Annotated in this window: 22 protein-coding genes; 14 read left to right on the top strand and 8 right to left on the bottom strand. The window is 69.8% G+C overall.

The window, feature by feature from the left end; genetic code table 11:
- Positions 1-35: 35 nt before the first annotated feature.
- Both LVB77_RS07510 and LVB77_RS07515 read left to right on the top strand, forming a co-directional pair.
- On the top strand, positions 36-1,313 hold the full coding sequence (locus LVB77_RS07510) for a dicarboxylate/amino acid:cation symporter (RefSeq protein ID WP_232909527.1): 1,278 nt from the start codon (positions 36-38) through the stop codon (positions 1,311-1,313).
- 41 nt (positions 1,314-1,354) lie between these two features.
- Complete coding sequence (locus tag LVB77_RS07515; protein ID WP_232909528.1) at positions 1,355-1,987, top strand: LysE family translocator; 633 nt, start codon at positions 1,355-1,357, stop codon at positions 1,985-1,987.
- A 46-nt stretch (positions 1,988-2,033) separates the two neighbouring features.
- Here the strand turns inward: LVB77_RS07515 and LVB77_RS07520 are convergent, their stop codons facing one another.
- The gene (locus tag LVB77_RS07520; protein WP_232909529.1) at positions 2,034-2,522 is read right to left on the bottom strand and encodes an 8-oxo-dGTP diphosphatase; all 489 of its coding nucleotides are present in this window, start codon (positions 2,520-2,522) and stop codon (positions 2,034-2,036) included.
- Positions 2,522-3,400 carry a subclass B3 metallo-beta-lactamase gene (gene bla, locus LVB77_RS07525; RefSeq protein WP_232910204.1) on the bottom strand — a complete coding sequence of 293 codons (879 nt, stop codon included), beginning with the start codon at positions 3,398-3,400 and terminating at the stop codon, positions 2,522-2,524. Before bla ends, LVB77_RS07520 begins: the two co-directional genes overlap by 1 nt.
- Positions 3,401-3,623: 223 nt before the next feature.
- On the opposite strand from bla, the gene LVB77_RS07530 reads away from it, so the two are divergent.
- The 3 genes from LVB77_RS07530 (at position 3,624) to LVB77_RS07540 (ending at position 7,166) form a co-directional block, all read left to right on the top strand.
- Positions 3,624-4,235, top strand: a complete 612-nt coding sequence (locus LVB77_RS07530; RefSeq protein WP_232909530.1) for a hypothetical protein — start codon at positions 3,624-3,626, stop codon at positions 4,233-4,235.
- Positions 4,236-4,342: 107 nt separating this feature from the next.
- Entirely contained in the window at positions 4,343-5,731 is a 1,389-nt protein-coding gene (locus LVB77_RS07535) for a pitrilysin family protein (protein ID WP_232909531.1), read from the top strand.
- A gap of 10 nt (positions 5,732-5,741) precedes the next feature.
- Positions 5,742-7,166: a pitrilysin family protein gene (locus tag LVB77_RS07540; RefSeq protein ID WP_232909532.1), complete on the top strand. Its 1,425-nt coding sequence runs from the start codon at positions 5,742-5,744 to the stop codon at positions 7,164-7,166.
- 129 nt (positions 7,167-7,295) lie between these two features.
- Here the strand turns inward: LVB77_RS07540 and LVB77_RS07545 are convergent, their stop codons facing one another.
- The 3 genes from LVB77_RS07545 to LVB77_RS07555 form a co-directional block, all read right to left on the bottom strand.
- Positions 7,296-7,817 carry a hypothetical protein gene (locus tag LVB77_RS07545; protein WP_232909533.1) on the bottom strand — a complete coding sequence of 174 codons (522 nt, stop codon included), beginning with the start codon at positions 7,815-7,817 and terminating at the stop codon, positions 7,296-7,298.
- 200 nt (positions 7,818-8,017) lie between these two features.
- Entirely contained in the window at positions 8,018-8,491 is a 474-nt protein-coding gene (locus LVB77_RS07550) for a hypothetical protein (protein ID WP_232909534.1), read from the bottom strand.
- Positions 8,488-8,901 carry a hypothetical protein gene (locus LVB77_RS07555; RefSeq protein WP_232909535.1) on the bottom strand — a complete coding sequence of 138 codons (414 nt, stop codon included), beginning with the start codon at positions 8,899-8,901 and terminating at the stop codon, positions 8,488-8,490. Before LVB77_RS07555 ends, LVB77_RS07550 begins: the two co-directional genes overlap by 4 nt.
- Positions 8,902-9,004: 103 nt before the next feature.
- On the opposite strand from LVB77_RS07555, the gene LVB77_RS07560 reads away from it, so the two are divergent.
- Positions 9,005-9,646, top strand: coding sequence for an NAD(P)H-dependent oxidoreductase (locus tag LVB77_RS07560; RefSeq protein WP_232909536.1), 642 nt, complete (start codon positions 9,005-9,007; stop codon positions 9,644-9,646).
- Positions 9,643-10,152, top strand: coding sequence for an acyl-CoA thioesterase (locus tag LVB77_RS07565; RefSeq protein WP_232909537.1), 510 nt, complete (start codon positions 9,643-9,645; stop codon positions 10,150-10,152). Before LVB77_RS07560 ends, LVB77_RS07565 begins: the two co-directional genes overlap by 4 nt.
- A 179-nt stretch (positions 10,153-10,331) precedes the next feature.
- Here LVB77_RS07565 and LVB77_RS07570 read toward each other — a convergent pair whose 3' ends face one another.
- Together LVB77_RS07570 and LVB77_RS07575 are read right to left on the bottom strand one after the other, a co-directional pair.
- Positions 10,332-10,964, bottom strand: a complete 633-nt coding sequence (locus tag LVB77_RS07570) for a C40 family peptidase (RefSeq protein WP_343226225.1) — start codon at positions 10,962-10,964, stop codon at positions 10,332-10,334.
- 210 nt (positions 10,965-11,174) lie between these two features.
- Entirely contained in the window at positions 11,175-11,681 is a 507-nt protein-coding gene (locus LVB77_RS07575; protein WP_232910206.1) for a C40 family peptidase, read from the bottom strand.
- Positions 11,682-11,877: 196 nt separating this feature from the next.
- Between LVB77_RS07575 and LVB77_RS07580 the strand changes: the two genes are divergently transcribed.
- Positions 11,878-12,357 carry a peptidylprolyl isomerase gene (locus LVB77_RS07580; RefSeq protein ID WP_232909539.1) on the top strand — a complete coding sequence of 160 codons (480 nt, stop codon included), beginning with the start codon at positions 11,878-11,880 and terminating at the stop codon, positions 12,355-12,357.
- Positions 12,358-12,480: 123 nt separating this feature from the next.
- Complete coding sequence (locus LVB77_RS07585) at positions 12,481-13,722, top strand: DUF418 domain-containing protein (protein ID WP_232909540.1); 1,242 nt, start codon at positions 12,481-12,483, stop codon at positions 13,720-13,722.
- Between the two features lie 143 nt (positions 13,723-13,865).
- Here LVB77_RS07585 and LVB77_RS07590 read toward each other — a convergent pair whose 3' ends face one another.
- Positions 13,866-15,653: a M4 family metallopeptidase gene (locus tag LVB77_RS07590; protein WP_232909541.1), complete on the bottom strand. Its 1,788-nt coding sequence runs from the start codon at positions 15,651-15,653 to the stop codon at positions 13,866-13,868.
- A gap of 250 nt (positions 15,654-15,903) precedes the next feature.
- Here LVB77_RS07590 and LVB77_RS07595 point away from each other — a divergent pair, with 250 nt between their 5' ends.
- The 5 genes from LVB77_RS07595 to LVB77_RS07615 all read left to right on the top strand — a co-directional run bounded on the left by LVB77_RS07595 (position 15,904) and on the right by LVB77_RS07615 (position 22,760).
- Positions 15,904-17,175, top strand: coding sequence for an FAD-dependent oxidoreductase (locus LVB77_RS07595; protein ID WP_232909542.1), 1,272 nt, complete (start codon positions 15,904-15,906; stop codon positions 17,173-17,175).
- Positions 17,172-18,527: a glutathione-disulfide reductase gene (gene gorA, locus LVB77_RS07600; RefSeq protein WP_232909543.1), complete on the top strand. Its 1,356-nt coding sequence runs from the start codon at positions 17,172-17,174 to the stop codon at positions 18,525-18,527. The genes LVB77_RS07595 and gorA overlap by 4 nt, the downstream gene beginning before the upstream one ends.
- Positions 18,528-18,591: 64 nt before the next feature.
- Positions 18,592-20,685, top strand: coding sequence for a prolyl oligopeptidase family serine peptidase (locus tag LVB77_RS07605; RefSeq protein ID WP_232909544.1), 2,094 nt, complete (start codon positions 18,592-18,594; stop codon positions 20,683-20,685).
- A 6-nt stretch (positions 20,686-20,691) separates the two neighbouring features.
- Positions 20,692-21,513 carry an N-formylglutamate deformylase gene (gene hutG / locus LVB77_RS07610; RefSeq protein WP_232909545.1) on the top strand — a complete coding sequence of 274 codons (822 nt, stop codon included), beginning with the start codon at positions 20,692-20,694 and terminating at the stop codon, positions 21,511-21,513.
- Positions 21,510-22,760 carry a crosslink repair DNA glycosylase YcaQ family protein gene (locus LVB77_RS07615; RefSeq protein ID WP_232909546.1) on the top strand — a complete coding sequence of 417 codons (1,251 nt, stop codon included), beginning with the start codon at positions 21,510-21,512 and terminating at the stop codon, positions 22,758-22,760. The genes hutG and LVB77_RS07615 overlap by 4 nt, the downstream gene beginning before the upstream one ends.
- Positions 22,761-22,866: the final 106 nt, after the last annotated feature.

The raw sequence follows: 22,866 nt of genomic DNA on the forward strand, positions 1-22,866 counted from the left end.
GCTAAGGTGCCGGTTCGTAGCGGCGAGGTGCGCGCATGACCCTGGTGTCGGCCTGGTTCAAGATCCCGTTCTGGCAACGGGTGCTGGGCGGTTTCGTGCTCGGCGCGCTGGCCGGCTGGCTGATGGGGCCGGCGGCCGAGACCTGGTTCGGGCCGCTGGGCAAGCTCTACGTGACCCTGATCAAGATGATCGCGGTGCCGCTGGTGCTGTTCGCGGTGATCAACGCGGTGGCGTCGCTGCACGGTCAGAAATCGGTGGCCGCGCTGGGCGGGCGCACCTTCGCCTGGTTCGCCTTCACCGCGGTGCTCGCGGTCGGCGTTGGCCTGACCGTGGCGCATCTGATGGCGCCCGGCGAGGGCGTGGGCAGGCTGCAGATCGCCGGCGACTACAAGCCCAAGGAGGTGCCGCCGCCGATCGAGGTGCTGCTGGGCGTGGTGCCGTCCAATCCCTTCCAGGCCATGGCCGAGGGCAAGGTCCTGCAGGTGATTTTCTTCGCCGGTCTGGTCGGCTTCGCCCTGGTCAAGCTGGGCGATCGCGTCGCCGGCTTGCGCAAGCTGGCCGGCGAAGCCAGCGACACCATGATCCAGATCACCCGCTTCGTGCTGGAGTTCACGCCGCTGGGCACCTTCGGCCTGATCGCGGCGCTGATCGGCGGCTACGGGTTCGAAAAACTGCTGCCCCTGGGCAAGTTCGTGATCGCGCTGTACCTGGCCTGCGGCCTGCACATCGCGGTGGTCTACAGCGCGCTGCTGCTGGCGCACGGCCTGAATCCGCTGAAGTTCTTCCGCGGCGCGTTCCCGGGCATGCAGGTGGCGTTCGTGGCCTCGTCCAGCTTCGCCGCGCTGCCGGCCTCGCTGCGCAGCGTCACCCACAACCTGGGCGTGGACAAGAACTACGCCGCGTTCGCGGTGCCGCTGGGCGCGACCATCAAGATGGACGGCTGCGGTGCGATCTATCCGGCGATGGCGGCGGTGTTCATCGCCCAATACGCCGATCTGGACCTGTCGCTGGCGCAGTACCTGGTGATCATGCTGGCCTCGGTGCTGGGCAGTTTCGGTACCGCCGGCGTGCCGGGCACGGCGGTGGTGATGGCGACGGTGGTGCTCAGCGCGGCCGGCCTGCCGTTGGAAACCATCGGCTATCTGTACGCGATCGACCGCGTGCTCGACATGATGCGCACCATGACCAACGTGACCGGGCAGATGCTGGTGCCGGTGCTGGTGGCGAAGGAAACCGGGTTGCTCGATCGCGCGGTGTACGAGGCCGCGCCGACCAATGTCGGCCTGGAAGCGGCCGGCAAGGACGGCGTTTGATTTTGTCCGAGACTCGCCGCTAACCCGACGGAGCCCACGCGATGCCCGATGCCGCCAACCTGGTCGCCTTCGCCCTGATCGCGCTGGGCATGGTGCTCACGCCCGGGCCGAACATGGTCTACCTGATCTCGCGCTCGATCTGTCAGGGGCCCAAGGCGGGTCTGATCTCGCTGGGCGGCGTGGCGCTGGGCTTCGTGTTCTACATGCTGTGCGCGGCGCTGGGCATTACCGCGCTGGTGATGGCGGTGCCGTACGCATACGACACGCTACGCCTGGCCGGCGCGGTCTATCTGGGCTATTTGGCCTGGCAGGCGTTGAAGCCGGGCGGGCGTTCGCCGTTCCAGGTGCGCGAGCTGCCGCAGGACAGCCCGCGCAAGCTGTTCGTGATGGGCCTGATGACCAACCTGCTCAATCCCAAGGCCGCGGTGCTGTACCTGTCGCTGCTGCCGCAGTTCATCGACCCGGCACAGGGCAGCGTGTTCGCGCAGTCGGTGACGCTGGGCAGTTTGCAGATCGCGATCAGCCTGACGGTGAACGCGTTGATCGCGATCAGCGCCGGTTCGCTGGCGACGTTTCTGGGCCGCCATCCGACCTGGCTGTCGGTGCAGCGCTGGCTGATGGGCACGGTGCTGGCCGCGCTGGCGGTGCGCATGGCGACCGAAGCGCGGCGCTGAGGTTGGCGCGCTCAGGCCCCACGCGCGCGTTGCGCGCCTGCGGGCGTCAAGCGCGCGTGTAACGCCAGGACTGCATGCGGCCGTCGCGATAGGGCATCACGCCGTGGAACGCGCGCGGATCGGCGTCGAATACCAGCGGCAGGAATTCGCGGTCGCCTTCCCACATCGGCAGCTCGTGCAGCCGCTCCAGCGGCACCCATTCCAGCGTGCCCTCGGGATTGCTGGCGTACGGGGTGCCGGTGTAACGGGTGATGGTGAAGATGAAACCCAGCCAGTCCTCGCCCTGCTTGCCGAAACCGGGCCAGCTGATGGTGCCGCGCAGGTGCAGTTCGTCGCAGTCGATGCCGGCTTCTTCGAGGATCTCGCGGCGCATGCCGGCCACCACGTCCTCGTCGCGCTCCAGCTTGCCGCCCAGGCCGTTGTACTTGCCCAGCTGGTGATCGTCCGGGCGCGCGTTGCGATGGACCATCAGCACGTCGCGCCCGTCCGGCGACAGCACATAGCCCAAGGTGGCGACGATCGGGGTGTAGGGCATCAGCGGGCTTCCTTGGCCTTGGCGGTTTGTTCGGCCACGGTCTTGTCGAGCGCGCGTTCGGCCTTGTCGGCGTAAGCGCGGCAGGTGGTCGGCGTCTTGTGCGGGGCGGCGGTGTCGGCCGGGTCCCAGCCGCTGGCGTCGGGGTGCGGGCTCAGCAGCAGGTCGCAGGGCAGCGCGCGCACGGCGGCGAAGCCGCGCCGGTAGTCCTCGACGATGCGCGGGTAGCGCGGGTTGCCGACCAGCTGGTAATCCGGCGCGCTGAGGCTGTCGGCATAGGCGATGTGCGCGTTCTTGCCGTCGATGCGGTCGTCCCAGGTCCAGCTGGTGCTGCCGGGCGTGTGCGCGGGCGTGAAGTGGGCGGTGAAGCGCACGCCGCCCAGTTCCACCGTCTCGCCGTCCATGATCAGCCGCTGCACCTGCACCGGCGCGAACAGCATGCCCTCGCCGAAATGGATGTCGTCGCTGCCGCCGCGCGCCAGCAGCACCGCCGCCTCGGCGTTGCCGATCACCTGCGCGCCGGTCGCGCGCTGGATCTGCGCCAGCGCGCCGATGTGGTCGATATGGGCGTGGCTGTGCAGGATCAGCTTGAGTTGCGAAGGCTCCACGCCGAGTTCGCGCATGCGCTGCAGCAGCATGTCGCCGGCCTGCGGCAGGCCGGTGTCGATCAGCACCGCGCCGGCGTCGGTCTTGACCAGCACCGCGCTCAGGCCGGCGGTGCCGATGTACCAGCTGCGCTCGGCGATTCGGAACGGCGGCACCGGCTGGCGCCAGCTGTCGCGGCTGGGGTAGGCGCGGGCTTCGGGGAGCAGGGGTTCGGCGGCGGTGGCGCTGCCGGCGGCGATCAGGGAGAGAACGAGGGCGAGGGCGGCGGGGCGCAGCGACGGCATCGGCGGGGTCGGCGGTGTGGGGCCTCCAGTTTGGGCGATTCGGGCCGGCGCAGCCAGGGTCGCCGCGCACGGTTCGTGCAGCAGCGCGCCGATTCTCGGGGGCGCCCACCGGCTCGCATCAAATTTCGCGAAAACGCCGCCGAACGCTTGTGAGCGTCTGCCGCGGGCAGAGAGAATGCGCGCGCATTCGCACATCACCGCAACAGGGGGAATCATGAAGTTTTTCGCAAGCATGCTGCTGTGCGCCGCCGGCCTGATCGCCGCGCCGGCTTCGGCCCAGGACGTGGCCGCGGCGCCAGCGGCGACCGGCACCCTGCTCGTCGACGTCCAGCCGTTCCGCAGCGAGAAGGAGTTGCCGAAAAAGGTCGACAAGCAGCTGCGCAGCGGCGGTCTGGAATGGGGCATCCGCGACCGCCAGCTGGTGTTCACCATCGTCGGCAAGCAGCACGTGGATTTCCCGATCAACCACATGACCCGCTACGGCCAGAGCGAAAGCCTGGTGCTGCCGGAGGGCGAGTACCGCGTCACCGGTATCGGCCTGGAGATGACCGCCGGTTTCAACGTGCAAAAGATCCTCGATCGCGGCGCGTTCGTGAACGAGGACGTGGTGGTGTTCCGGATCGAGGCGGGCAAGACCTCGACGCTGCGCATCGATCCGGTGATCAAGCGCGACAACGCGTTCCTGCTCGACTTCTACGTGCCCACCCTGATGACCCGCGTCGTCACCGAAGCGGGCGCGGGCGAGGAAAAGCCGCTCAACCTGCGCGGCGATGCCTCGATCGCGTGGCCGAACTACAAGGGCCCGTTGAAGTTCATCGCCAAGTGACCTCGCACCGCGGCCCGGCGCCACGCCGGGCCGCATGACTTCTGGCCGGTATGCCGGCGCCAGGGCAGGGTTAGGGTGGGAGTCTTCTGGGGAAAACGGAGACTTCCATGCGCCTGCGCCATCTCGCGCTGCTGCTGGCCGGCCTGACGACCACCTCGGCCGCGCTCGCGGCCGACGGCGATCGCTGGACCTTGCCGGTCGCGGTCAAGAAACTCGACAACGGCCTGACCGTGGTCGTGTCCGAGGACCACACCTCGCCCACCGTCGGCGTCAGCGTGGTCTATCACGTCGGCATGCGCCTGGAACCCAAGAACCGCACCGGCTTCGCGCACCTGTTCGAGCACCTGATGTTCGAGGGCACGCCGAATGCGAAGGAAGGCGTGTTCGACCGCGTGATCACCGGCGGCGGCGGCCGCAACAACGGCTCCACCCGCGCCGACTTCACCAACTACATCGAAGTCGCGCCGGTCTCGGCCCTGGAGCCGATCCTGTGGCTCGAAGCCGATCGCATGAAGACCCTGGACTTCAACCCGACCACGCTCAAGAACCAGCAGGACGTGGTCAAGGAAGAGATCCGCGTCAACGTGAAGAACCAGCCCTACGGCGGCTTCATGTGGATCGACATCGGCCAGCAGGCGTTCCAGAAGTGGGAGAACAACCACGACGGCTACGGCAGCTTCCAGGATCTGGAGAACGCCAGCCTCGAGGACGTGGCCGCGTTCCATCGCGACTACTACGGCCCCAACAACGCCGTGCTCGGCCTGGCCGGCGACATCACGCCCGAGCAGGGCTTCGCGCTGGCGCAGAAATACTTCGGCGGGATTCCGGCGCGCAAGACGCCGGCCGCGCCGGACTACCGCGAAGGCCTGAACACTAAGGAAAAACGCGTCGTGCAGTCCGACGCGCTGGCGCAGGTGCCGGCGATCGCGGTGGGCTGGAAAATGCCCGACCGCGGCAGCAAGGACCAGGCGCCGATGGCGGTGCTGGGCGCGTTGCTCGCCGACGGCGACGCCTCGCGTTTCTACCAGGGCACGGTCAAGGGCCGCGAGCTCGCGCTCAACATGGAGCTGTTGTACGGCCTGACCAGCGAATGGGAATACGACGGCCCGACCCTGTTCGTGGTCAACGCGCTGTACAAGCCCAGCTCCAGCGCCGACGCGCTGCTCAAGGCCTTCGACGAGGAAATCGCCAAGGTCGCCGAGCAGGGCGTGGACGAGGCGACGCTGAAGCGCGTCAAGACCCAGTTGCTGGCCAACTGGTACAACGGCCTGGAAACCTTCATCGACCGCGCCGACGCGCTGGCCAAGCTGCAGACCCTGTGGGGCGACGCGCGCGTGGTCAATCAGATTCCCGGCTGGATCGAGGGCGTGACGTCCGCCGACCTGCAGCGCGTGGCCAAGACCTATCTGACGCCGGCCAGCCGCACCGTGATCGACCGCAAGCCCGCCGCGATGCTGGCTCCGGCCGCCGCGCCCGCCGCCGCCAAGCCGAACTGAGGAGACGACGATGCATACCCATCCGAAGCTGATCGCCGTCGCGATTTCCCTGAGCCTGGCGGTCGCCGGCATCGCCCACGCCGGCCCCAAGGCCGCCTTGCCCGCGCAGTTGCCCGCGTACGCGCCGGACCGGCCGCTGCCGGTGCCCAACATCGTCAAGAAGACCCTGTCGAACGGGCTGGAAGTGTGGGTGCTGCCGCGCGACGGCATGCCGCGCGTGGACTACGTGCTGGCGATGCGCAACGCCGGCTATGCCGCCGACGCCGCCGACGCGTCCGGTTTCGCCGCGCAACTGGCGGGTCTGCTCAACGAGGGCACCGCGCAGCGCGACTCCAAGGCGATCGCCGAAGCCGCGCAAGGCTACGGCGGCAGCATCGGCGCCGCGGCCAACAACGACGGCATCAACCTCTACGGCGACGCGCTGGTGTCCAATGCCGAGCCGATGCTGGCGCTGCTGGCCGAGATCGCGCGCACGCCCGCGTTTCCCGACAACGAGGTCAAGCTGGCCCAGGCCAACGCCCTGCAGGCGCTGAAGGCGGCCGAGGCGCAGCCCTCGTTCAAGGCCGCGCGCGCGCTGCTGACCGCGACCTACGGCGATCATCCTTACGCCCGCACCCAACCGACCGAGAGCATGATCGCCGCGGTCACGCCGCAGAAGCTGCGCGACGAACACACGCGCCGCTTCCGCCCCGACCGCGCGCTGTTGGTGATCACCGGCCGGGTCACGCCCGAGGACGGTTTCAAGTTCGCCGAGCGTTCCTTCGGCGACTGGAAGGCCAGCGGCGAGGCGGTGGCCGACACCCCGTCCGCGCGCCGCGAGGCCAAGCCCAGCTTCGTGCTGATCCAGCGCGACGGCAGCGTGCAGTCGACGCTGCGCCTGGGCCGTCCGGCCATTGCGGTCACGGATCCGGACTACGTGCCGATGCAACTGGCCAGCACGGTGCTGGGCGGCGGCTTCAGCAGCCGCGTCAACCAGAACCTGCGCGAGGACAAGGGCTACACCTACGGCGCCAGCGCCGGTCTGCAGGCCGCGCGCGCCGGCGGCCGCGTGCAGGGCGGCGCGGACGTGCGCAACGAGGTCACGGGCGCGGCGCTGAAGGAGTTCTTCCACGAGTTCGAACGTTTGGGCCAGGAGCCGGTGCCGGCGCAGGAACTGGAAGACACCAAGCGCTACATCGCCGGCGGTTACATGATCAGCAACCAGCAACAGGGTTCGGTCGCGGCGACCTTGGCCAATCAGTGGCTGATGGGGCTGCCGTCGGATTTCCTCGGCCAGTACGTGCCGCGTATCCGCGCGGTCGATGCGGCGCAGGTACAGGCCTTGGCGAAGAAGTATTTCGTGCCCGGCGATCAGTCGATCGTGGTGGTCGGCGATGGCAAGGCGGTGGCCGAGCAGCTCAAGGCCTACGGGGAGTTCGTCGCGCCGGCGAAGTGATGTGCGCGTCGTCGCTTGCGCGTTGCGCATCCAGCCCCTCTCCCGAAACTAAGGAGAGGGGCAGACGAGGGCAGGGGTGTCGTGCCCGGCCGAGGGGGCCCTAGCCGGGCCCCTCTGGCCTGAGTTTGTTCAGGACTGAGTCGCGACCGCGTACTCGACGTCGAACACCCGCACGGTCGCGGGGACGTTCTTGCCGGAGCAGCTGAAGCTGGCGTCGACCTTGAGCTTGGCTTTGGCGGGCACGGTGAATTCGCGCTCGACCGTCTGGGTCGTGCAGGCGTAGCCGTCCTTGTCGAGCGCGGTGACGTTGTTCAGGCTGTCGAGTTCGGTCACTCGGACCGGCGCCGCGCCGGCGTTCTCGAAGCCGAGGGTCACGCGCACGCTGCCTTCGGCGGGCGTCGCTTCCAGCACTTTCCCGTTCAAGGCGGCGCGCAGTTCCGCGCCGTTGGTGACGATCTGCGCGCCGTCCGCGCTGGTGCTGGCCTTGCGCCCATCGTCCACGCCCTTGCCGACGCCGGTGGCCGCGCCCTTCGCCAGTTCCACCGCCTTGGACACGGCGCCGGCGGCCGACTTCTCGGCGTTCTCGCCGGAGCAAGCCGACAGGCAGCCGATGACCAGAAGGGACAACAATCCGCGACTTGCCGTGTTCATCTGCAACATCCCCTGTAAGAGTGTGGTCCCAGTGCGGGAGCGGACATCCGCGCTCGCACGCGCATCATACGGTCTGCCGTAGTCCTCCGGCAGGGCTCTCGCCGCATCGGAGTCGCGTGGTCGCGAGTGGCCGCAGACGCACCGCATCGTCGCGCCGCAGCCTGCTGTCCGAGCGGATGCGGCGCGTTCCGCGTGCGCGATCAGCCGGTCTCCAACGCATACCTCAGCAGAATTCGGGCCGCCACCGCGCCCAACACCAGGCCGACCGCTGCGTACGCCAACGCGCTGAAAAAGAATCCCAGCCCGCCGTCGACGAAGCCGACGCCGGCACCGGTCAACAGCGCGAACAGCGCATACGAAGGAACGAACAGCAGATAGGCGATCCAATCGTGGCGATCGCCGTCCTTGCGCGGGTCCAGCGGTTGGCCGGTGACCGCCCAGCGTGCGGCCATCTTGGCCAGCAGGAAGGGCGCGGCCAGCAGCGCCGCGGCTTCCAATACTTTCAGGCCGACCACCAGGCCCACCGCGAGCAGCGCGCCGCTGATCCACCACGCGGCCTCGTGGCCGGGCGCGGCGTAGCCGGCCAGCCAGGCGCCGATCGCGAACGCGGCCGCGAACAGGCCGACGGTATAGAGCACGGCCTTGCCCGAGTGCTGCCGATCGCCGCGGCTCATGCCGCGTCCTTGCGCCGTCCGCCGATCACGCGCGCCGCCAGCCAGGCGGCCGGAATCGGCAGCGCCAGGCCGGCCACCGTCATCCACAGCGGATGCGGAATCATCAGGCTGTTGGCGATCACGCCCAGTACGATCAGCACGCCCAGGGTCAGGGCTGCGCCGGTCTTGTGCCGGCGCGAAATCAGCGCCGCCACCAGGCCGCCGTCGAACGCGCCCGCGACCCAGCCCAGCAGCACCAGCGCCATCGCCGCCGGCGGTGCGCCGGCGATATGCGCGGCCAAGGCGTCGGGATCGGCCAGGTTGGTGCCGGGCGCGGGCGGGTGCAGCATCACCCCGCCGAACTCGCACAGCGTGATCGTGATCCACGCCACCACCAGGCCCACCAGCACCGCGAGTATCGTGCGTCCCATGTCGTGTCTCCCCCGAGCGAACGCGGCGAGCATCGCCGGTCGCGCGCATCGCCGCAAGCGGCGCCTGCGCGCATAATCGGCGCCCGTCCTCTGGAGCCAGCGCATGTCCGCCAGCCCGTCCGATCCGCGCGCGCCCGACGCCGACCGCACCATCGCCACGCCGCCGCCGCGTCCGCGCCTGCTGGCCTTCGCCGGCAGCCTGCGCCAGGCCTCCTACAACCGCCGTCTGATCCCGCTGCTGGCGCAGGGCGCGCGCGACGCCGGCGCGGACGTCGAGTTGATCGAACTGCGCGACTACCCGCTGCCGGTGTACGACGGCGACATCGAAGCGGCCGGCATGCCCGACAACGTGCATCGCCTGCAGGCGCTGATGGCCGATTGCGACGGGTTGCTGATCAGCACGCCCGAGTACAACGGCTCGATGCCGGCGCTGGTCAAGAACACCCTGGACTGGATGTCGCGCGCGACCTTGGACGGCCGCTCGGGCACCTTGCTGTTCCAGGACAAGATGGCCGGCATCGTGTCGGCGTCGCCGGGGCCGCTGGGCGGTATCCGCTCGCTGCTGGTGTTGCGCGACGCGCTGTCCAAGCTCGGCCTGCTGGTGGTGCCGCAACAGGTCGCGGTGGGCGCCGCCGCCGAGCGCCTGCCCGAGACCGGTGTGCTCACCGACGAGCGCCTGCGCAATGCCGTGCACGGCGTCGGCGCGGCCGTGGTCCGTCATCTGTGCAAGGGAGTGGTCGCATGAAAGGCCAGCAGCGCGAACTGAACCTGCGGTTCCTCGCCCAGCCCACCGACGTCAATTACGGCGGCAAGGTCCACGGCGGCATGGTGATGAAGTGGATCGACCAGGCCGGCTACGCCGCCGCGGTCGGCTGGAGCGGCAAGTACAGCGTGACCGTCGCGGTCGGCGGCATCCGCTTCGTCGCCCCGATCCGCATCAGCGACCTGGTCACCGTGCACACCAAGCTGGTCCACACCGGAACCACCAGCATGCATTTCGCGGTCGACGTGAAGGCGCGCGACCCGGGCCTGGACGACGGCGAGGCCGAGGAGCGGCTGTGCACCCACTGCGTGATCGTGTTCGTGGCTATGGACCAGGTCGAGGGCAAGCCGACCGCGGTGCCGCCCTGGACCCCGACCAGCGAGGACGACAAGCGCCTGGCCGAGTACGCGCTCAAGGTGATGGAGCTGAGCAAGGGCATCGAGGCGACGGTGGAGCGGTATCTGAGCCATAGCGCCGACCCGCTCTAAGGCTTAGTCCCCCCCTTTGAAAAAGGGGGGCTAGGGGGGATTTGCTGTTGCGGTTGCTTCCGTTCGAGGCCTAAAAGCAAATCCCCCTCGATCCCCCTCTACAAAGGGGGAGGAGAAGCGGAAGCAAAAAAGAAGGCCGCCCTGGGGCGGCCTTCTTGCTTATACGGTTGAGGCGAGGCTCAGATGCCTTCGACGCGGCGCGCTTCCATGAACTTGCCGCTCCAGTAGCCGGTTTCCAGGCTGGACACGGTCACGTCCTTGCCGGTGCGCGGGGCGTGCACGAAGCGGCCTTCGCCCAGGTAGATGCCGACGTGATCGACCCGGCCCTTGCGGCCGAAGAAGACCAGATCGCCTTCGTTGAGATCGGCGCGGTCGCTGATCAGTTCGCCGGTCTTGGCCATCTCGCGCGAGACGCGCGGCAGTTCGATGCCCAGGGCGTTGCGGAAGACGTAGCCGACCAGGCCGCTGCAGTCGAAACCCTTGTCCGGGGAGTTGCCGCCCCAGCGGTAGGGCGTGCCGAGCAGGGCCAGGGCGCGTTGCAGCATGCCCTTGATGCGGCCTTCGCCGGCCGGCGCAGCGCCGGTGGCGGGGGTCTTGCTGTCGCCGACGGCGTTGGAATACGCCAGCAGGCGGTTCAGATCGGTCGCCAGCAGCAGGGCGCGGTCCGGCAGGGTCATCGCGTCGGGCAGCAGGTGGCGGGTGGCGGGCGCCGGGCCGTCGGCCGAGTCGCCGCTCATGGCCGAGCCGCCGGCCAGCGAGGCCACGGCGGACGGCTGCTCCTGCGCGAACGCCGGCAGCGCCAGGGCGGCCAAGCACAGGGCAAATGCAATGCGGAATGCGGCCCGCGAAACGCGGGGGGCGGTGGTGGCTGCTGGGCGGCCTTGGCAGAAAAGCTGGGTCGTCACGCGGTCATCACTAAATCGGTACCGAGCGATCATGCCTGCCGAAGGCGAGCAGAAGGTTCAATTTTCGTTAGAGGTTCGTTAACAAGCCTGTGATTTTGCTCACATTTTGGCCGGCGACTACTTCAGAACCCGTTTCGCCCCGCTGTAGTGGTCGCGCCAATACGGCCCGTCCAGGCGGTCCAGGCGGACCGTGCCGCCGCTGCTGGGGGCGTGCACGAAGCGGCCCTCGCCGACGTAGATGCCGACGTGGCTGACGCTGCCGGAGCTGCCGAAAAACACCAGGTCGGCCGCCGCCAGGCGCTCGGGGGCGATCTTCGGGCCCTGAAAGCCGGCCAGATCGCGCGAGGTCCGCGGCAGGTTCAGCGCCAGCATGTCGCGGTAGACGTAGTTGACCAGCCCCGAACAGTCGAAGCCGCTCTCGGGGGTGTTGCCGCCGTAGCGGTAGGGCGTGCCGACCAGGCTGATCGCGCGCATCAGCACGGCATTGGCCGAGACCGGATCGGCCGGTTCGACCACCGGCCAGACCCGCGGGCCGACGGTGGGGGCGGGGCGGCGCACGGTCTCGCGGCCGCCGCCGCAGGCCGCCAGCAGCGCGCAGCCCAGGCCGATCGCCAGCCATCGCAGAGCGCCGCGCGCGCGCGACGATGCGTCCCGCGCTGGCGCGGGGGCGGTGTTGCCGGGATAATGCGCGGCCTTCGTCACGGCCGTTAGCTTGGCCGCTGGCGCCGGCGGCGACAAGCCTCCGCTGCGCCGGCCCGATGCCGCCGCCGCCGTCTCACCCATTCCGCGCCGCTGTGTCGGCCGCCAGTCGAGTCCCGCAATGAAAATCGAGAAAGATCGCGTCGTCCGTTTCCACTACACCGTCTCCGAGCAGGGCCAAGAGCCGCTCGAGACCTCGGAAGGCCGCGATCCGCTGGCGATCCTGATCGGCCACGGCAACATCATCCCGGGCCTGGAGACCGCGATGGACGGTCGTGAGGCCGGCGAGAAGTTCGAAGTCGACGTGGTCGCCGCCGATGCCTACGGCGTGCGCCAGGAAGGCCTGACCCAGCGCGTGCCGAAGAAGTACTTCAAGGACGCGCGCCTGGAGCCGGGCATGCAGGCGGTGCTGCCGACCAACTTCGGTCCGCGCGCCGTGACCATCCAGAAGGTCGGCATGAGCGTGGTCGACGTCGATCTGAACCATCCGATGGCCGGCAAGGATCTGCACTTCGCGGTCGAGATCGTGGAAGTGCGCGAGGCCAGCACCGAGGAAATCGAGCACGGCCACGTGCACGGCGACGGTGGTCACCACCACTGATCGTTCGCCACGGCGACACCGGAACGGCCCGCGCGATGCGGGCCGTTTTCGTTTGCGGCGTGCGTGCGCCGCACCAACTTACGGCCCGTCCGCGCCGACGCGCGGGGCCGGTAGAGTGCCGGCATGACCGCAACCGCCCCGACTCGCGCCGCCGCGTTGGCTCCGATCGCTTCGGCCGAACGCATCCTCACCCTCGACGCTCTGCGCGGCCTGGCCTTGCTCGGCATCTTGCTGATGAACGTGGAGTCGTTCACCGCGTCCATGCTCGATGCCGGCAGCGGTATCGATCCGCGCCAGGCGCGCTGGGACTGGCTGGCCGACGGCTTCGTCTATCTCTTCATCCAGGGCAAGTTCTGGACCTTGTTCGCGCTGTTGTTCGGCATGGGCTTCGCGGCCATGAGCGAACGCGCACGCGCGGCGGGCACCGATTTCCTGCCGCTGTACCTGCGCCGCGTCGTCGGCCTGCTCGCGATCGGGCTGGTGCACGCGCTGCTGATCTGGTCCGGCGACATCCTGGTCTGCTACGCCTTGGCCGCGTTCGCGCTGCTGGCGTTCCGAAATGCGCCGCTGGGCGCGCTGTGGCCGATCGGCGGAACCTTGAACCTGATGATCGCGGCGATGCTGCTGCTGGGAACGCTGGCGACCTTCGTGGCCGGCGATCTGATCGCGGACGCGGGCAGCGGCGCCGCCGACCGCGCCTTGCGCGCCAGCGAGGTCGCGGCCTACGCGCGCGGCAGCTACGCCGAGGCGACCGCGATGCGCGTGCGCTACTTCTTCGGCCCCGGCATGGCCGGATTGATGGTGTTCGTGCCGATGGCGCTGGGCCTGTTCGCGATCGGCACCTGGTTCGTGCGCAGCGGCGCCATCGTCGAGCCGCAGCGCTACCGCCGTTTTTACTCGGTGCTGTTGTGGGCCGTCGGGCCGCTGGGCCTGGCGATCACGCTGGCCGGTCTGGTGATCGACAGCGAACCGCTGCTGATCGACAGCGGCATGGGCGGCTCCGACATGCTGGGCGCGACCCTGCAGACGCTGGGCGCGCCGCTGATGTCGCTGGGCTATCTGGCCGCGCTGGTGCGCGTGCTGCAGCGCGGCGCGCGCTGGCCGCTGGCGTTCGGGCCGGCCGGACGCATGGCGCTGACGCTGTACCTGATGCAGTCGGTGGCCGGCACGCTGCTGTTCTACGGCTATGGCCTGGGCTTGTGGGGCGAGGTTTCGCGCGCGCCGCAGGTGCTGGGCGCCTGCGTGTTCTTCGCGCTGCAACTGGCGTTCGCGCGCTGGTGGCTGGCGCGGTTCCGCTACGGCCCGATGGAGTGGCTGTGGCGTTGGTTCACTTACGCGCGCAGACCGGTGTTGCTGAAGGGATGAGAGCGTAACCCCGCGCTACTCAAGCCTCCCCCTTTGAAAAAGGGGGATTGAGGGGGATTTGCTTTTTCGCGCGAAGCCAAAGCCAAAGCAAATCCCCCCTAGCCCCCCTTTTCCAAAGGGGGGAATCCGTGCGCGGAGGGGCGTCAGTTCACCGCCGCCGCCGACCAGGCGCGCGCCACCGCCTGATACTCGGCCGAGCCGTTGCCGTACAGATCGGCGGCCGCCTGCAGGGTGCCCGTGCGCGCCTGCGGGTAGGTGGTGCTGGACACGAAGTAGCGCGTGAGCGCGCGGTACCAGATCGCGCCGGCCTTGGCGCGGCCGATGCCGACCAGGCTGGTGTCGCCGTTGCAGACCATCTGCGCGTCGGTGTAGCCGAACCCGGCCGGCGCCTTCGCGCCCTGGCTGAGCAGATAGAACTGGCGATTGCCGACGCCGGAGGTGTTGTGCGGATCGTGCGGACCGCGCGCGTAGGCCTGCGAAGCGCTGAAGCCGCCGGCGGGGTAGCACGAGAACGACTTGCCGTCGGCGTCCTGCTTGAACATCAGCCGCAGGCCCTTCTTGTCGCCGGGATTGCTGAAGAAGATTTCCTCGCCGATCAGGAAATCGCCCGGGTCGTTGACGTTGTCGACGCTGAACTCGACCAGGGTGCCGAAGATGTCCGACACCGCCTCGTTGAGGCCGCCGGCGTCCTTGACGTTGTAGTAGCCCAGGCGCGCGGTGGCGCCGGTCACGCCATGGGTCATCTCGTGACCGGCCACGTCCACCGCCACCAGCGGCCGATAGGTGACGCCGTCGCCGTCGCCGTAGACCATCACGCCGTTCCAGCCGGCGTTGACGTAGTTGGTGCCGTAGTGGACGTAGCTCTTGGCGCCGGCGCCGTTGTTGGTGATGCCGTTGCGGCCGTGCACGCTCTTGTAATAGTCCCAGGTCGAGGCCACGCCGTAGTGGGCGTCGGCGGCGACGGTGGCGCGGTCGGACAGGGCGTTGTTGCCCCAGGTGTTGTCGCTGTCGCTGAACAGCGTGGCGCCAGAGGTGCTGGTGCGATTGCGCGCGTCCCAGGTGGAGCCGCTGCCGCGCGCGACGTCGGTCATCTGGAAACCGCCGCTGACCGAATTGGTGCCGATGCCGACATCGCCCAGGGTCAGGGTCTTGCCGGTGCCGCTGGCGGCGGCGGAGTGGAAGCGATCGTCTTCCAACAGGACCTTGCCGTTGGCGGCGTCGAGGTAGTAGGTCATGTTGCCCGGGGCTTGGTCATTGCGACGGTCGCCGAGCAAGTCGACCTGATAGGCCAGGGTCGGTCGGCCGCTGCGTGCGAACACCACCAGGCGGGTCGCTTCGATCTCGGTCACAGAACCGTCGAAGGCCGCGCCGGCTTCGATCTCGGCCTGGGCCGCGCTCAGCGTGGGCTTGAGGTTCGGACGCGCGAAGGTCTTCATCTCGTCGCCCTGGGTGATCGAAAGCAGCTTGCCGTTGCGCGTGTGCACGACCATGTCGCCGCCGATCACCGGCAGGCCCTGATAGCTGCGGTCCATGCGCACGTGCTCGGTGCCGTCGCGGTCGACGATCACGTCGCGGGCGATGAAGCCGTCGGCCGGCATCCGGTGCACTTCGCGCGATGCCGTGCCTTCGAGCAGGCCGCGCGCGCGGTCCGCGGCCGGCGAGGCGTCGGCTTCGGCGGGCGAGGTCGAGGCGAACATCTGCTCGCTGCCGGGGCGGGCGCCGTCGCCGACGCGCGCCATCAGGGCGCGCAGGCCGCTGCCGGCGGGATGCGCATGGGTCTGGCCGGGCTGGCCCTGGGCCGAGGCGCCGCTGGCGTCCGAGCCAGGCAAGACGTGCCGATGCACGGCGCCGGACAGCGTGTCGGACTGGCTGGCCAGGAGGGCGAGCGCGCCGACGATGGCGGCGCTGAGCAGGGCGGTCTTCGCTTGCATGTGCGTGAGTCCCCAATGACTAAAGAATGGTTGGTGGATACGGTCCACATCCGGTACTGTTTTGTCCTTACGACTCGCGCGAGCCAGCGCAGCGCTGCGGCGCTTACTTGCCGAGTTCTTGAACCGTAAGTGCCGCGACGATGCGTTTTGCGACGGCGCAAGCCGCGAATGGCGCTCATCGTCGGATTGCGGTCACACTTCCGGATCTTCGATCGACCCGAGCACAGCCTTGTCGAGTGAATCCATGCACATGGCGCAGACGGATGCGCCGCGCGATACCGACGTCGCCATCGTCGGCGGCGGCGTCATCGGGCTGGCGTCGGCGCTGGCCTTGCTGAACGACGGCCGCCGCGTCTGCGTGTTGGAAGCCAACACCCTGGGCAGCGGAAGTTCGCACGGAAACTGTGGAACGATTACGCCCAGCCACGCGACCCCGCTGGCCGCGCCCGGGGTGATTTCGCAGGCCCTGCGCTGGATGCTCACCCCCGATGCGCCGCTGTACGTGCATCCGCGCCTGGATCCGCGCCTGTGGGGCTGGCTGTTGCGTTTCGCCCTGCGCTGCAACGCGCGCGACTGGCGCCGCAGCGCGATGGCCAAATCCGCGCTGCTCAACGACTCGCGCGCGCGCCTGCAGGACTGGGTGCGCGACTACGGCCTGCATTGCGAGTTCGAGCAGAGCGGCGTCGACTACGTGTTCCGCGACCCGCGCGCGTTCGCGGCCGGGCAGATCGAGCTCGACCTGCTGCGCGAATTCGGCATCCGCGTCGAGCTGATCGACGGACGCGCCTACGAGGCGCGCGATCCCGCGTTCAAGCCCGGTATCGCCGGTGCGATCTGCTTCGATCACGACGCGGTGCTGCGCCCCGACCGCTACGTCGACGCATTGGCGCAGGCCGTGCGCGAGCGCGGCGGCGAGATCGCCGAGCACTGCCGCCTGCAATCGCTGGACCGCGACGGCGCGGGCGCGAGGCTGATCACTTCGCGCGGGCCGATGCGCGCGCGCGAAGTCGTGTTCGCGCTGGGCGCCTGGTCGCCGCAGTTGTCCGAGGCGATCGGCCTGCCGGGCCTGAAGCGCGCGATCCAGCCCGGCAAGGGCTATTCGATCACCTACGACCGGCCCGCGCGCGTGCCCTTGCGGCCGGTGGTGCTGCGCGAGCGCAAGGTCTGCGTGACCGCCTGGGGCAGCGGCTACCGCCTGGGCAGCACCATGGAATTTTCCGGCTACGACGACAGCCTCAACCCGCGCCGCCTGGCGGCGCTGGAACGCGGCGCGGCCGAGTACCTGCACGAACCGGTCGGCCCGGTCGAGCGCGAGCGCTGGTACGGCTGGCGCCCGATGAGCAGCGACGACGTGCCGCTGATCGGGCGTGTGCCCGGCCGCGACGGCCTGTGGCTGTCCACCGGCCACGGCATGATGGGCGTGAGCATGAGCGCCGGCAGCGGCCAGCTCCTCGCCGACCTGATCGCCGGGCGCGCGCCCGCGATCGACCCCACGCCCTACCGACCGGAGCGTTTCGCATGAACGCCGTATTGCGCGACTTCGACCTGATCGTCATCGGCGGCGGCTCCGGCGGCCTGGCCGGTGCGTTCCGCGCCGCCGAACACGGCGCCCGCGTCGCCCTGCTGGAGCCCAACCTGTTGGGCGGCACCTGCGTCAACGTCGGCTGCGTGCCGAAGAAGGCGATGTGGCTGGCCGCCGAGGTCGCCGGCCGACTGCGCATGGCGCGCGACCTGGGGTTCGATGTCGCCGAAGCGCCGGCGTTGGATTGGCCGACCTTCATCGCCCACCGCCAGCGCTACATCGCCAACATTCACGACAGCTACCGCCGCCGTCTCGATGCGAACGGGATCGTGGTGGCGCCGATGCGCGCCCACTTCATCGACGCGCGCACCATCGAGTGCATGGACGGCGTACGCCTGAGCGCACCCAACATCCTCATCGCCACCGGCGGGCATCCCGTGCGGCCGGCGCTGCCGGGCGCCGAACTGGGCGGCGTGTCGGACGATTTCTTCCAATGGACCGCGGCGCCCGAACGCGTGGCCATCGTCGGCGGCGGCTACATCGCGGTCGAACTGGCTGGCCTGCTGCAGGCCCTGGGCAGCCGCGTAGACCTGCTGGTGCGCGGCCGGTTGCTGGACGGGTTCGACACCGAACTGGTCGAGCAGTTGGGCGAGGACTACCGCCACGCCGGCGTGCACCTGCAATTCGGCCATCGCCTGGCCGCGGTCGAACGCGACGGCGAGGGCGTGCGCCTGCGCGACGCCGACGGCGGTCTTAGCGAGCGTTACGACCGTCTGCTGTTCGCGACCGGGCGCGCGGCCAACACCGCAGGCCTGCACTTGGACGCGGCCGGCGTGCGCACCGATGCGAACGGCTACGTCCAGGTCGACGCACGCCACGCCACCAACGTCGCCGGCATCCATGCGGTCGGCGACGTCACCGCCGATCCGGCGCTGACGCCGGTGGCGATCGCGGCCGCGCGACGGCTCATGGACCGCCTCTACGGCGGCGCCAGCGCGGTGTTCGACGCGCAGGACATTCCCACCGTGGTGTTCTCGCATCCGCCGATCGGCAAGGTCGGCCTGACCGAAGCGCAAGCGCGCGAACAGCACGGCGACGCGGTGCGCGTGTACCGCGCCGGCTTCCGGCCGATGTTGCACGCTTTGGTCAATTCGCCGCAGCGCAGCTTGTTCAAACTGGTGTGCGTGGGCGAGGAGCGGCGCGTGATCGGCATCCATCTGATGGGCGAGGCCGCCGACGAGATCCTGCAGGGCTTCGCCGTGGCGCTCAAGCGCGGCATCACCCTGGACGATCTGCGCGACACGGTCGCGATCCATCCGACCAGCGCCGAGGAAGTGGTGCTGATGCGGTAGCGGTGGCCGGTACGGAGCGGGTGGTGCACGGCCCGCGTCGACACATTCCCAAGGAGTCGGACGCATGAAGCAGTGGCGGGGTTGGGTGCTGGCGGGGGCGCTGATCGGCGCGCCGGCGGCGCAGGGCATGGAGATCGCTGACCTGCTCGGCGCGCCGCAGCCGGACGCGCCGGTCGCGGCCGCGCAAGCGCCGGTGATCGCCTGGGTGGCGAACGAGCGCGCCGTGCGCAACCTGTGGGTCGCGCGCGCGCCGGACTTCGCGCCGCGCCGTCTTACCCGTTACGACCAGGACGATGGCCAGGTACTGAGCTCGCTCGCGCTCAGCGCCGACGGCCGCGCGTTGGCTTACGTGCGCGGCGGCGGTCCGGACGCCGCCGGCAATGCCAGCAACCCCGTTGGCGATCCCGACGGCGCCGAACAGGCGGTATGGGTGGTGGCCACCGACGGCGCGGCCGATGGCGCGGTCGCGCCGCAGCGCGTGGGCGCGGGTCGCGGCGTGATGTTCGCGCCCGGCGGCGACGCGCTGATCGTGCAGGGCAAGGGCGTGAGCTGCCAGGCGAACCCGCTGACTCAGGCCAAGGCGCCGGCCTGGTGCGTGGAAGGGCTGTTGAAGACGCGCGGCGCCAGCAGCGCGGTGGCGTTCTCGCCGGACGGCGGACGCCTGCTGTTCGTCAGCAACCGCGGCGACCACAGCTTCATCGGCGTGCTCGACCTGGCTGCGCGCGAAGTGCGCTGGATCGCGCCGGATTTCAACAACGACAGCGCCCCGGCGTGGTCGCCGGACGGCAAGCGCATCGCGTTCCTGCGCACGGCCGGCACGCGGCCGGGGCAGGCGTTCGATCTGACCGCGGCCAATCCGTTCGAGGTCTGGGTGGGAGATGCGGACAGCGGCCAGGCGCGGCGCGTGTTCCGCTCCAGCGACAGCGCCGGCGGTTACGCGCAGTTCGCCGTGACCGAGCCGTTGCGCTGGAGTCGCGACGGGCGATTGCTGTTCGCGTCCGAGCAGAGCGGCTGGCTGCAGTGGTATGCGCTGTCGCCCGAGGGCGGCGCGCCAGTCGCGGTCAGTCGCGGCGAGTGCGAAGTCGAGACGGCGGCGTTGAGCGACACCGGCACGCTGGTCTACAGCGCCAATTGCGACGACATCGAGCGCCGCCAGGTGTACAGCGCCGCCGCCGGCGCCGCGCCCAAGCGGCTCAGCGGCGACGGTCAGATCGCCACCGATCCGCTGCCGCTGGCGGGCGCGCAGTGGATCGCGTTCCGGCATGCCGACGCGCGCCGCCCGACCGCGATCGCGGTGATGCCGGCCACGGGCGGCGAGCCGCGGCGTATCTTCCCGGCGCGGTTGCCGGACGCGTTCCCGCTGCAGTCGCTGGTCGAGCCCAAGACGATCACGCTGCGCGCCGCCGACGGCGTGATCTCGCACGCGACCGTGTTCCTGCCGCCGGCCTCGTTCGAGGGCAAGCGGCCGGCGCTGGTATACGTGCACGGCGGTCCGATCCGGCAGATGCTGCCGGGCTGGCACTACAGCAGCTACTACTACAACGACTACGCCAGCAACCAATGGCTGGCCAGTCGCGGCTTCGTGGTGCTGGCGCTGAACTTCCGCGCCGGCACCGGTTACGGCCAGGCCTTCCGGCGCGCCGCCAGACAAGGGCCGCGCGGCGCCAGCGAGTACCAGGACGTGCTGGCCGCGCACAAGCACCTGGCCGGTCTGGAGCAGGTCGATGCGCGTCGTATCGGCATCTACGGCGGCTCCTACGGCGGTTATCTGACCGCGCAGGCGCTGTCGCGCAATTCCGATCTGTTCGCGGCCGGCGTCGACCGCCACGGCGTGCACGACTGGCGCGAGAGCGCCAAGGGTGGCGACAACAGCGGCCTGTGGGGGCTGAAGCCGGACGAGCTGGAGCTGGCGGGGCAGTCCTCGCCGGTCGCGCAGGTGCAGGGCTGGCGCTCGCCGGTGCTGTTCGTGCACGGCGACGACGACCGCGCGGTCAAGTTCAGCCAGAGCATCGACCTGGTCGAGCGCCTGCGCGCGCAGGGCGCGGCGGTGGAAACCCTGGTCGTTCCGGACGAGGATCACTTCTTCCTGCGCTACGCGACCTGGATGCGCGTGCACCGCAGTACCATGGACTTCTTCGAGCGCCAGCTGACACCCTGAATACCGATGAGTACCGCTTCCGCGAATAGCGTCCCCGCGCCGACCCAACCGGTCCTGCAACTGCACCGCGGCACCGCGCCCCTGCTGATCAGCCTGCCGCACGACGGCAGCGCGATCCCGCCGGCGCTGGCCGACCGCATGCAGCCGCCGGCGCGGCAGGCGCCGGACACCGACTGGCACGTGTCGTTGCTGTACGCGTTCGCGCGCGAGCTGGGCGCCTCGCTGCTGGTGCCGCGCTATTCGCGCTACGTGGTCGACCTCAACCGTCCGCCCGACGACACCTCGCTGTACCCCGGCCAGAACACCACCGGCCTGTGCCCGGCGGTGCGTTTCACCGGCGAGCCGGTGTACCTGGACGGTCAGGAACCCACGCCCGACGAGGTCGCCGCGCGCGTCGATGCCTATTGGCGCCCCTACCACGAGGCGTTGAGCGCCGAACTCGAACGCCTCCGCGCCGAACACGGCCGGGTGGTGCTGTGGGAAGGGCATTCGATCAAGGGCAGCGAGCTGCCGTTCCTGTTCGATGGCCGCCTGCCGGACCTCAACCTGGGCACCTCCGGCGGCGCCAGCTGCTCGCCGCAGTTGCAGGCGCGGCTGGAAGCGGTGCTGGCCGGGCAAGGCGGCTACGACTGGATCGTCAACGGACGCTTCAAGGGCGGCTACATCACCCGCCATTACGCCGCGCCCGCCGACGGCGTGCAGGCGGTGCAGCTGGAGCTGAGCCAGCGCAACTACATGGACGAGGACAGTTTCGCCTACGACGAGATCAAGGCCGCCAAGCTGCAACCGCTGCTGGCCGAACTGCTGCGGACCTGCCTGGCCGCATGAGCGCGGTGCCCGCGCTGAGCCTGTCGCAGGCGCGCGCGCTGCACCTGGGCGCGCAGGGGCTGCTGGCGCGCCCGCGCCGGCGCGCGCGCCGGTCCGACCTGCTGGACGCGATCGCGCGCATGCAGCTGTTGCAGATCGACACCATCCATGTCGTCGCGCGCAGCCCGTATCTGGTGCTGTACTCGCGCTTGGGCGCGTATCCGCAGACCTGGCTGGAAGATCTGCTGGCGCAGCGCGAGATTTTCGAGGTGTGGGCGCACGAAGCCTGCTTCGCGCCGATGGGCGACTACCTGCTGCACCGCAATGCCCACGACCAGCGCGCCCACCATTGGGCGGTGCGCAACGCCCAGCACCACCGCGACGCCAGCGGCGCCAAGATCGACCGCCTGCTCGCGCACATCCGCGAACTCGGCCCGGTCAAATCCTCCGACTTCGAGCGCGAACAGGCGGGTGGCGGCGGCTGGTGGGGCTGGAAGGACGAGAAGCGCTGGCTGGAGTCCGCGTTCGCGCTGGGCGAGCTGATGGTGGCGCGGCGCGAGAACTTCCATCGCGTCTACGACCTGGCCGAGCGCGTGGCCGGCGCCGTGGTGCCCCACTGGGACACGACCCGCATCGACGCCGCCACCGTGCGCCGCGACAGCCTGCTCAAATCGGTGCGCGCGCTGGGCATCACCCAGGCGCGCTGGATCGCCGACTACTACCGCACCAAGCCGCGTTTGCGCGATGCCGATCTCGATGCGCTGGTCGCGCAAGGCGCGCTGCTGCGGGTGGCGGTGAAAGGCTGGGAGGCGCCGGGCTACGTGCATCCCGATCACGCCGACGCACTGGTCTTGGCCGCGGCCGGCCGCCTGCGCGCGACCCACGCCACCTTGTTGTCGCCGTTCGATCCGGTGGTGTGGGACCGCGAGCGCGCCAGCGAATTCTTCGGCTTCGACTACACCCTGGAGTGCTACACGCCCGAGCCCAAGCGCCGCTACGGCTACTTCGTGCTGCCGATCCTGGCGCGCGGCCGCCTGGTCGGCCGGCTGGACGCCAAGGCGCACCGCCGCGAGGGCGTGTTCGAGGTCAAGGCGCTGTATCTGGAGGAAGGCATCGCCGCCGACGAAGCGCTGATCGCCGACATCGCGCGCGCGATCGACGACTGCGCGCGCTGGCACGCCACGCCCAAGGTCGAGTTGCAACGCTGCCGCCCCGCCGGCCTGCGCACGCCGTTGCGCGCCGCACTGCGCGCGCTGGCGAGCGCGTGAACCGCGGCCGAGCCGCGACGAGATCGCCAGGGTAGGAGCGGCGCCCGCCGTGGCCGCGTCACTCGCTCACGACGCCTTCTGCTTCCGGGCGTGTTCTTCAGGCGTC

Origin of the sequence: Lysobacter sp. 5GHs7-4, from assembly GCF_021284765.1 — a bacterium.
Taxonomy (GTDB): Bacteria; Pseudomonadota; Gammaproteobacteria; order Xanthomonadales; family Xanthomonadaceae; genus Lysobacter.